Genomic DNA, 10,755 nt, shown 5'->3' with positions numbered 1-10,755 from the left:
TCCTGCCCCAGCGACCGATGCGCGGCCCGTCGCCGCGCCCCGACTCTGAACCCGACTCGGCTAACGGAGAGTTGCCCACCGATGGAGAACGAGGACCGGCTCCGCGACTACCTCCGGCGGACCACCGCCGACCTGCTGCGCGCGCGTGCCGCGCTGGAGCAGGCCGAGCAGGCCGCCCGGGAACCCCTGGCGATCGTCAGCATGGCCTGTCGCTTCCCCGGCGGGGTGCGCTCGCCGGAGGACCTGTGGCGGCTGGTGGCGACGCGCACCGACGCGATCACCCCTTTCCCCACCGACCGGGGATGGCCGCTGGACCGGTTGATCGACCCGGACCCCGACCGGGAGGGCACCAGCTACGCCGCCGAGGGCGGGTTCCTGCACGCGGCGGCGGACTTCGACGCCGAGCTGTTCGGCATCAGCCCGCGCGAGGCGCTGGCGATCGACCCGCAACAGCGGCTGCTGCTGCAGACCAGCTGGGAGCTGTTCGAGCGCGCCGGATTCGACCCGCGCTCGCTCGCCGGGGAGCAGATCGGCGTCTTCGCGGGCGTGATGTACGGCGACTACGGGTCGCGGCACACCCGCGCACCGGAGGGGTTCGAGGGATTCATCGGCACCGGCAGCGCCGGGAGCATCGCCTCCGGGCGGATCTCCTACACCTTCGGCCTGGAGGGCCCCGCCGTCACGGTGGACACCGCCTGTTCCTCCTCGTTGGTGGCCCTGCACTACGCCGCCCAGGCGGTGCGGCGCGGCGACTGCCGGCTCGCGGTGGCGGGCGGCGCGACCGTGATGGCCACCCCGGCCACCTTCGTGGAGTTCAGCCGCCAGCGCGGCCTCTCCCCGGACGGCCGCTGCAAGGCCTACGCGGCGGACGCGGACGGCACCGGCTGGGCGGAGGGCGTCGGGCTGCTCCTGGTGGAGCGGCTCTCCGACGCGCTGCGCGAGGGCCATCCGGTGGTCGCCGTGCTGCGCGGCAGCGCGGTCAACCAGGACGGTGCGAGCACCCAGCTCTCCGCCCCCAACGGCTCGGCGCAGCAGCGCGTCATCCGCGCCGCCCTCGCCGACGCCGGGCTCGGCGCCCAGGACGTCGACGTGATCGAGGGCCACGGCACCGGGACCCGCCTCGGCGACCCGGTGGAGGCCGGGGCGCTGCTCGCCACCTACGGCGCGGCCCGGTCGGCCGCCGATCCGGTCTGGCTCGGCTCGCTCAAGTCCAACATCGGGCACACCCAGGCGGCGGCCGGGGTCGGCGGCGTGATCAAGATGGCGCTGGCGATGCGGCACGGGGTGCTCCCGGCGACCCTGCACGCCGAGCAGCCCTCGCCGCACATCGACTGGGACGGCGGCGTGGCGCTGCTCACCGAGGAGCGGGCCTGGCCGGGGCTGGACCGGCCGCGCCGGGCCGCGGTCTCCTCGTTCGGGATCAGCGGCACCAACGCCCACGTCGTCCTGGAGGCGCCGCCGGAGCCCGCCGGTCCGCAGGCGCCCGCGGAGCCGGGGACGCCGGCCCAACTGTCCTCGGCGGTAGAGTCTCTGACGGTCGCTCAGTCGCTGGTATCCGCCGAGTCGCCGGCGCCCGCCGAGTCGCCGGCGGCCGCCGAGCCGTCCGGCCGGGACCCGGTGGTCTGGCTGGTGTCCGGCCACACCGAGCGGGCGCTCGCCGAGCAGGCCGGGCGGCTGCGCGCACACCTGGCGGAGCACCCGGAGCTGGCCCCCGCCGATGTCGCCCACACGCTGCGCACGGCGCGTGCCGCGCTGACCCACCGGGCCGTTCTGGTGGGGCGCCGGCTCGCGGACTTCGAGCGCGGTCTGGCCGAGGTCGAGCAGGGGATCCCGTCGGCCAGGGCGGCCGTCGGCGAGGCGGAGCCGCCGGGCCGGCCGGTCTTCGTCTTCCCCGGCCAGGGCTCCCAGTGGGTCGGCATGGCGCGCGAACTCCTGCTCTCCAACGCGGCCTTCCGCGCCGAGCTGGAGCGGTGCGCCGCCGCGCTCGCCCCGCACACCGACTGGGACCTGCGGCAGGCGGTCGCCGGGGACGAACCGGCGCTGCTGGAGCGGGTGGACGTGGTCCAGCCCGCGCTCTTCGCGGTGATGGTCTCGCTCGCCGCCGCCTGGCGGGAGCTGGGGGTGGAACCGGCCGCGGTGGTGGGCCACTCCCAGGGCGAGATCGCCGCCGCCTACGTCGCGGGCGCGCTCGACCTGGAGCAGGCGGCCGCGCTGGTCGCCGGACGGAGCAAGGCGATCCTGGCCATCGCGGGGACCGGCGCGATGGCCTCGGTCGAACTGGGCGCGGCCGAGGCGGCCGCCCGACTCGGGGCCGGCGCGGCGGTGGCCGCCGTCAACGGGCCGCGTGCCACGGTGGTCTCCGGGGAGGCGGGAGCGGTGCGGGAGTTCGTGGCCGCCTGCGAGCGGGACGGCGTGCGGGCCCGGCTGATCCCGGTCGACTACGCCTCGCACTCGGCGGCGGTGGAACAGCTGCGCCCAGAACTGCTGCGCCAGTTCGCCGGGTTGCGCCCGCAGCGGGCCAGGATCCCGTTCCACTCCGCGGTCACCGCCGCCGAGTTCGACACCGTGGGCCTGGACGCCGCCTATTGGTACACCAACCTGCGCGAGCCGGTCCAACTGGCGCAGACCGTCCGGGCGCTGGCCCGGGCGGGCCACCGGCGCTTCCTGGAGGTCAGCCCGCACCCGGTGCTCACGGCCGCGCTGCGCGACACCCTGGAGGAGGCCGAGCTGCCGGGTCGGGCCACCGCCACGCTCCGCCGCGACCATGGCGGACTCGATCAACTTCTGCTCTCAGCAGGCGAGTTGTATGCCGGTGGCGCCGCCGTCGACTGGCCGGGCACGCCGCAGGGCCGAGCTGTGCCGCTGCCGACCTACGCCTTCCAGGAGCGGCGGCTCTGGCTGGCGGCCAACCGCGCGGCCGATCCCGCCGATCCCGCCGCACCGGCCGGTCCCGTCTCACCGGAGGCGGGCGGCCATCCGCTGCTCGGCGCGGTCGTGGAGCGGGCCGACGGACGCGGCCTGGTCTTCTCCGGCGCGCTCCCGGGCGGCGGCGCGCTGCCGGACAGCCCGGACAACCCGGACAGTTGGGTCATCCAGCACCGGCTGGGCGAGCGGGCGGTGCTGCCCGGCAGCGCCGTCGCGGAGCTGGTGCTGGCCGCCGCCGCGCGCCTGGGCGGCGCCGGGATCGAGGAGTTGACGCTGCTGGCGCCGCTCGACGCCGTCCCGGGCCTGCCGCTCCAGGTGACCGTGGACGCCGAGTCGGACGCCACCTCGATCCGGGTGCACAGCCGGACGGCGGACGGCCGTTGGCAGCTGCACGCCGTCGCGACACTGGAGGCGGCCGAGGCCGTCGAGGCGCTCGGGGAATTCGCCGACGCCGACGCCGACGCCGAGGGCACCCCGCTCGATGTCGACGTCGAGGCCGGGTACGCCGCGCTCGCCGAGCTGGGCGTGCACTACGGCCCCGCGCTGCGCACGGTGCGGGCCGCCCGGCTGCGCGAGGGGGCGGTGGAGGCGGAGTTGGCGGAGCTGGACCCGGCCGGGCACCTGGTGCACCCGGCGCTGCTGGACGGCATGGTCCAAGCCGCGTTCCTGGGCCGGCGGTCGGGCCAGAGCGCGGGCGAGAGCGAGACCGAGACCGAGACCGAGACCGAGACCGAGAGCGCGGGCGCGGGCGCCGTGCTGGCGCCGTTCAGCTGGCGCGGCCTGCGTCTGCACCCCGGCGCCGACCGGCCGGCCCGGGCGCGTGCGGTGTGGACCGGCCCCGAGACGGTCCGCCTCACGGCCACCGACGCGGCCGGCCGCCCCTGCCTCAGCGTCGCCGAGCTGCGGCTGCGCCCGGTGACCCTCCCCACCCCGGACGCAGCCCCGGACGCAGCCCCCGACCCGGCGCGGCCCGCCATCCGCCTGCTGCCCGCCGTCCCGACCGTCCGCAGCACGCCCGCCGAGCCCTCCGACACAGACCCGTCCGCGCGGGCCGGACTCTCCGCGCCGGCCGGGCCCTCCGCGTTGGCCGGACTCTCCGCGACGAGGCGCGAGGAGCGGCTGCTCGACACGGTGGTCCGCGCGGTCGCCGGGATCCTGGGCTACGACTCCCCGAGCGAGATCCGCCCCGACCGCCCGCTGCGCGAGCTGGGCCTGGACTCGCTGACCGCCGTCCGGCTGCGCGACCACCTCGGCCGGGCCACCGGCCGCCGGCTGCCGGCCACCGTCGTCTTCGACCACACCACCCCGCGCGCGCTCGCCCGCCACCTGGCGGCCGACCCGGACACCGGTGCGCCCTCGGCCGCGTCGAGGCCCGTCGAGCCCGCCCAGCGGCCGACCGATCCGCTCGCGGACCCGATCGTGGTCAGCGCGATGGCCTGCCGCTACCCGGGCGGCGTGACCACCCCCGAGGAGCTGTGGCAGCTGCTGGAGCGCGGCGGGGACGTGATCGGCCCGTTCCCCACCGACCGGGGCTGGGACCTGGAGGCGCTCTACCACGCCGACCCCGACCACCCCGGCACCGCGTACGTGCGCCAGGGCGGATTCCTGCACGACGCCGCCGAGTTCGACGCCGACTTCTTCGAACTGAGCCCGCGCGAGGCACGGGCGGCAGACCCGCAGCAGCGGCTGCTGCTGGAGACCGCCTGGGAGGCGTTCCAGCGTGCCGGGCTGGACCCGGCGGAGCTGCGCGGCTCGCGCACCGGCGTCTACGTCGGGCTGATCTACACCGAGTACGGCGGCCGCGCGCAGGGGGACCCGCGCGAGCACGGCGGCTACCTGGGCACCGGCAGCGCGGGCAGCGTGGCCTCGGGCCGGATCTCCTACACCTTCGGCCTGGAGGGCCCCGCCGTCACGGTGGACACCGCCTGCTCCTCCTCGCTGGTCGCCCTGCACCTGGCCGCCCGCGCCCTGCGCGCGGGCGAGTGCGACCTCGCCCTGGTCGGCGGCGCGACCGTGATGGCCACCCCGGACACCTTCGTGGAGTTCAGCCGCCAGCGCGGGCTCTCCCCGGACGGGCGGTGCCGGGCCTTCGCGGACAGCGCCGACGGCACCGGCTTCAGCGAGGGCGTCGGCATGCTGCTGGTCGAGCGGCTCTCCGACGCCCGCCGCCGGGGCCACCCCGTGCTCGCCGTCCTGCGGGGCAGCGCCGTCAACCAGGACGGCGCCAGCAACGGCCTCACCGCCCCCAGCGGCCTGGCGCAGGAGCGGGTGATCCGCGAGGCGCTGCACGACGCGGGGCTGAGCGCCGCCGAGGTCGACGCCGTGGAGGCGCACGGCACCGGCACCACGCTCGGCGACCCGGTGGAGGCCCGCGCGCTGCTCGCCGCCTACGGCGCGGCGCGCCCGGCGCGGCGGCCGCTGCTGGTCGGCTCGCTGAAGTCCAACATCGGCCACACCCAGGCCGCCGCCGGGGTCGGCGGGATCATCAAGATGGTGCAGGCACTGGCGCACCGCACGCTGCCCCGCACCCTGCACGTGGACCGGCCCTCGCGCCACGTCGACTGGGAGCGCGGCGGGGTGGCGCTGCTCACCGATCCGGTGCCCTGGGAGCCGGACGGGCACCCGCGCCGGTTCGCCGTCTCGGCCTTCGGCATGAGCGGCACCAACGCCCATGTCGTGCTGGAGGAGCCGCCCGCCTCCTCCGACGTGGCACCGGCCGATCCGCCCGCCCGGCCGGAGCCGTCCGCTGCGTCCGCGCCGTCCGCGCTGTCCGCGCCGTCCGCGCTGTCCGCGCTGTCCGCGCTGTCCGTGCCGTCCGGCCCGGTGGAGCCCGCGCGGCACCCCGAGCGGCCGGCGGTCCTGGTGCTCGCGGCCCGTTCGGAGCGTTCGCTGCGCGAGCGCGCCCGGCGGCTGGCCGCCCACCTGGCTGCCCACCCGGAGCTGTCGCTCGCCGCGGTCGCCGCCGAACTGGCCCGCACCAGCGGCGCCTTCGAGCACCGCGCGGCCATCGTCGCGACCGACGCGGCGCAGGCCCGGGAGGGGCTCGGCGCGCTGGCCGAGGGGCGACCCAGCCCCGGGCTGGTCACCGGGCGGGCCACCGGCACCCGCACCCCGGTCTTCCTCTACCCCGGGCAGGGCGCCCAGTGGGACGGGATGGCGCGCGAACTGCTCGACCAGTCACCGGTCTTCGCCGCGCGCCTGGCGGAGTGCGCGGCCGCGCTCGACCCGCTCACCGGCTGGTCGCTGCTGGAGACCCTGCACGGGCGCGGCGCCGACCCGCGCCAGGTCGACGTGGTGCAGCCGCTGCTCTGGGCGGTGATGACCGCGCTGACCGCGCTCTGGGAGTCGCTCGGGGTGCGCCCGGCCGCCGTGGTGGGCCACTCGCAGGGCGAGATCGCGGCGGCGCTGGCCGCCGGGGCGACGGGCCTGGCGGAGTCCGCCGCCGTGGTCGCGCTGCGCAGCCGCGCGCTGCGGGCGCTGGCCGGCGGTGGCGCCATGCTCTCGGTCGCGCAGCGCGAGGAGGAGCTGCGGCCGCTGCTCGCGGCGTACGGCGGCGCGGTCGAGGTGGCCGCGCTCAACGGGCCGACGGCCACCGTGCTGGCCGGCGAGGTGCGGGCGGTGCGCCGGCTGCGCGAGGAGCTGCGCTCGGCCGGGCTGCGGGCCAAGCTGGTCGACGTCGACTACGCCTCGCACACGGCGCAGGTCGAGGGGCTGGAGGCGGAGTTGCTGGCGGTGCTGCCCGAGGTGGCGCCCGCGCCGGACTTCGCCGCCCGGATCTTCTCCACCGTCACGGGCACCGAGGTCGAGCCCGGTGACCCGCACTACGCCCAGCCCGGCTACTGGTACCGCAACCTGCGGGCCACGGTGCTGCTGCAGCACGCGGTGACCGCCGCCGCCGAGGCCGGGCACGAGGTCTTCATCGAGGTCAGCCCGCACCCCGTGCTGGCCCCCGCCGTGCAGGAGACCCTGGAGGCCGAGGCCGGCCCCGCCGACCGGCACGTGGTGCTCGGCACGCTGCGCCGCGACGAGGGGCACCTGGAGCGGATGCTGCGCTCCGCCGCCGAGGCCTGGGTGCACGGGGTGCCCGTCGACTGGACCGCCGGACTCGGCGCGGACCGGCCCCGGCCGCTGCTGCCCCCGCTGCCGACCTACGCCTTCGACCGCCGGCGCCACTGGCTGGACGCGGCCCCCACCGCGCCCGCCGCCGGCCGGCTCGGCCACCCGCTGCTCACCGACGCGGTGCGCACCGCCGACGCCGACGCCCTGGTGCTGCACGGCCGGCTCGCCCTGGACCGGCAGCCCTGGCTGGCCGACCACGCGGTGGACGGCACCGTGCTGGTCCCCGGGGCGGTGCTGGCCGAGCTGGCCTCCTTCGCCGGCGGGCTGGCCGGCGCCGCCACGGTGGCCGAACTCGCCCTGCAACGGCCGCTGCCGCTGGCCGACGAGCCGGTGGAGCTGCAGCTCACCGTCGGTCCCCCCGAGCCGGACGGCCGGCGCCCGGTCGGCGTGCACGCCAGGGCGGCGGGCGCTCCTGGCAGCGCCGACCCGCTGGGCGCGCCGTGGACCACGCACGCCACCGGCACCCTCGCGCCGACCGCCGCCACCCCGGCGCCGCTGCCCGCCTGGCCGCCGGCCGGGGCCGAGCCGGTCGACGTCTCCGCCCACTACGCCGAACTGGCCGCCCAGGGCTACCACTACGGCCCGGCCTTCCAGGGCCTGCGGGCCGCCTGGCGCGACGGCGCGGACGTCTACGCCGAGCTGAGCCCGCCCCCGCTGCCCGGCTACCCGCTCGCGCCGACCGTGCTGGACGCCGCGCTGCACGCGGCGGGCGTCGCCGGGCTGCTGCCGAGCGCCGAGGGGGTCCGGCTGCCGTTCACCTGGCACGGCTTCAGCCGCTACGCCGACGCGCCCGCGACCGTCCGGGTCCGGCTGCGCCGTACGGCGGACGACACCGTCGCGGTGCTGCTGGCAGGGCCGGGCGGCGAGCCGGTCGCCGAGGTGGCGGCCGTCGCCTTCCGGACGGCGGCGGCCGGCTCCGGCTCGGTGCTGCACGAGCTGGTCTGGGAACCCGCCCCCGCCCTCGGTTCCGCCCCCGCTGCCGCGCCGGGCGGTGAGGGTGCCCACCGGACCCTGGCCGGCGCCGGCGCGGCCGACCTGGCGGCGCTGCTGGCCGCGCTCGCCGCCGGTGAGCCGCCCCCCGAGGTGCTGGTGCTCCCGGTGCCCGAGCCGGCCGCGGAGCGCGACGGGGAGTTCGACCCGGCCGGGCTGCGCGCGGTGCTGCTCGGCGTGGCCGAGACCCTGCGCCAGGCGCTGGCCGAGCCCGCGCTGCGCGCCACCCGCCTGGTGGTGGCCACCGCGGGCGCGGTGGCGGCCGTGCCGGGGGAGCGCCCCACGGCGCTGGGCAGCGCGGCGCTCTGGGGCCTGGTGCGCAGCGCGCAGGCCGAGGAGCCCGGCCGGATCACGCTGGTCGACGGCCCGGTGGCCGAGGTGCCGTCGGCACAGCTGACCGGCTCCGAGCCGCAGCTCGCGGTCCGGGACGGGCAGTTGCTGGTGCCCCGGCTGCGCCGCCGCGAGGCGGCGCCCGCCGAGCCCGAGGGCAACTGGCGGCTGGCCACCGGCGGCAGCGGAACGGTGGACGACCTGGTGCGCAGGCCCGTCGCCGAGGAGCCGCTGGCCCCGGGCGAGGTCCGGCTCGCGGTCCGCGCCGCCGGGCTCAACTTCCGCGACGCGATGCTCGCGCTCGGCCTCTACCCGGGCGCGGCCGAACTCGGCACCGAGGCGGCCGGCGTGGTGCTCGCCGTCGGTCCGCGGGCCGGCGCGCTGCGGCCCGGTGACCGGGTGATGGGGCTGGTCCCCGGCGGCATCGGCCCGCGCGCGGTGACCGACCACCGGCTGCTGGCCCCGATCCCGGCAGGCCTCTCCTTCGCTCAGGCGGCCACTGTGCCGGCGGTCTTCCTGACCGCCTACCACGCCCTGCGCGACCTGGCCGGGGCCGAGCCGGGTGACTGGCTGCTGCTGCACTCGGCGGCCGGCGGGGTCGGCGGCGCCGCCCTGCAACTGGCCCGGCACTGGGGCATCGAGGTCTTCGGCACCGCGAGCCCCGGCAAGTGGCCGGCCCTGCGCGCCGCCGGGCTGGCCGCCGAGCGCACCGGCAACTCGCGCGACCTCGGTTTCGCCGACGCGGTGCGCGCGGCCACCGGCGGGCGCGGGGTGGACATCGTGCTGAACGCCCTGGCCGGCGAGTTCACCGACGCCTCGCTCGACCTGCTGGTGCCCGGCGGCCGCTTCATCGAGATGGGCAAGACCGACCCGCGCGACCCCGCCGTGGTGGCCGCCCGGCACCAGGTCAGCTACCAGGCCTTCGACCTGGCCGAGTTGGCGCCCGAGCGGATCGGGCGGATGCTCGCCGAGCTCACCGAACTCTTCGGGAGCGGGGTGCTGGCCCCGCTCACCGTGACCGCCTGGGAGGTGGCCGAGGCGGGGCGCGCGCTGCGCCACCTCGGCCTGGCCCGGCACACCGGCAAGGTCGCGCTGCGGCTGCCGCGGCCGCTGGACCCGGACGGCACGGTGCTGGTCACCGGAGCCGCCGGCGGTGTCGGCCGGCTGGTCGCCCGTCACCTGGTCGAGCAGCACGGCGTGCGGCACCTGCTGCTGGTGGGGCGCCGCGGCCTGGACACCCCGGCCGGGCACTCGCTGCACGCCGAACTGACCGGCCTGGGTGCGCGGGTGGTGGCGGTGGCGGCCGACGTGGCTGAGGAGGCGGAGGTGTTGCGGCTGCTCGGTCGGGTGCCGGCCGAGCACCCGCTGACCGCCGTGGTGCACGCGGCCGGCGTGCTGGACGACGCGACGCTGGAGGGGCTGGACGCCGAGGGGCTGGACGCGGTGCTGCGGCCCAAGGCGGACGGCGCCTGGCACCTGCACCGGCTCACCCGGCAGGCCGACCTGGCCGCCTTCGTGCTCTTCTCCTCCGCGGCGGGCGTGGTGGGCAGTCCGGGGCAGGGGGCCTACGCGGCGGCCAACGTCTTCCTGGACGCGCTGGCCACCGTGCGGGCGGGCCAGGGCCTGCCGGCGGTGTCGGTGGCCTGGGGCCTGTGGCAGTCCGAGAGCGCGATGACCGGTGAACTCTCGGCCACCGACCGGGCCAGGATGGCGCGTTCGGGCGTGCTGCCGCTCTCGGCGGCCCGCAGCCTGGAGCTGCTCGATGCCGCGCTGCGGGGCGCCGACCCGACCCCGGTGGCCGTCCGCCTCGACCTGGCGAGCCTGGCCCGACTGCCGTACCTCGCACCGCCGTTGCGCTCGCTGGTCCGCTCCGGCGCGGTGGCCGCCGCGCCGGAGCCGGGTGCCGAGGGCCTGCCGGCCCGGATCGCCGCCGCCTCGGCGGCGCTGGCCAGGGAGCTGGTCACCGGGCTGGTCGAGCAGCACGTGGCGACGGTGCTGGGCCGGGCGCCCGGCGCCTCCGCCGCGACGGGTGCGGCAGGCGAGGAGTTCGACGCGCGCAGCTTCAAGGAGCTCGGCTTCGACTCGCTGACCGCCGTCGAGCTGCGCAACCGGCTTGGCCGGGCCACCGGGCTGCGGCTGGCGGCCACCCTGGTCTTCGACCACCCGAACCCCGCGGCGCTCGCGGACCACCTGCTGGAGCGGCTGCGGCCCGAGGCACCCGCCGAGGCCGCTGGGCCCGCCGGGGCCACCGGACCCGCCGAGGCCGCTGGGCCCGCCGGGGCCGACCGGGCCGAGGCGGGCGCGCCGGCCGCGCCGGGCGCCGACCCGCAGATCCCGCGGACAGCCGAGGAGCTGTTCCGGTTCATCGACTCGGAACTCCGATCCTGAGAG

1 protein-coding gene is annotated in these 10,755 nt (G+C 78.2%); it reads left to right on the top strand.

Features of this window, described 5'->3' with window-relative positions; genetic code table 11:
* The first annotated feature begins 81 nt into the window (after positions 1 to 81).
* A complete protein-coding gene (locus OG455_RS40020) occupies positions 82 to 10,752 on the top strand; it encodes a type I polyketide synthase (protein WP_266301686.1) in 10,671 nt (3,556 codons plus the stop codon).
* The last annotated feature ends 3 nt before the right edge of the window (positions 10,753 to 10,755 follow it).

It is taken from the genome of Kitasatospora sp. NBC_01287 (genome assembly GCF_026340565.1).
Taxonomy (GTDB): Bacteria; Actinomycetota; Actinomycetes; order Streptomycetales; family Streptomycetaceae; genus Kitasatospora.
Note: the sequence above shows the minus strand (reverse complement) of the source record. Positions and strands in the feature narration are given on the sequence as shown.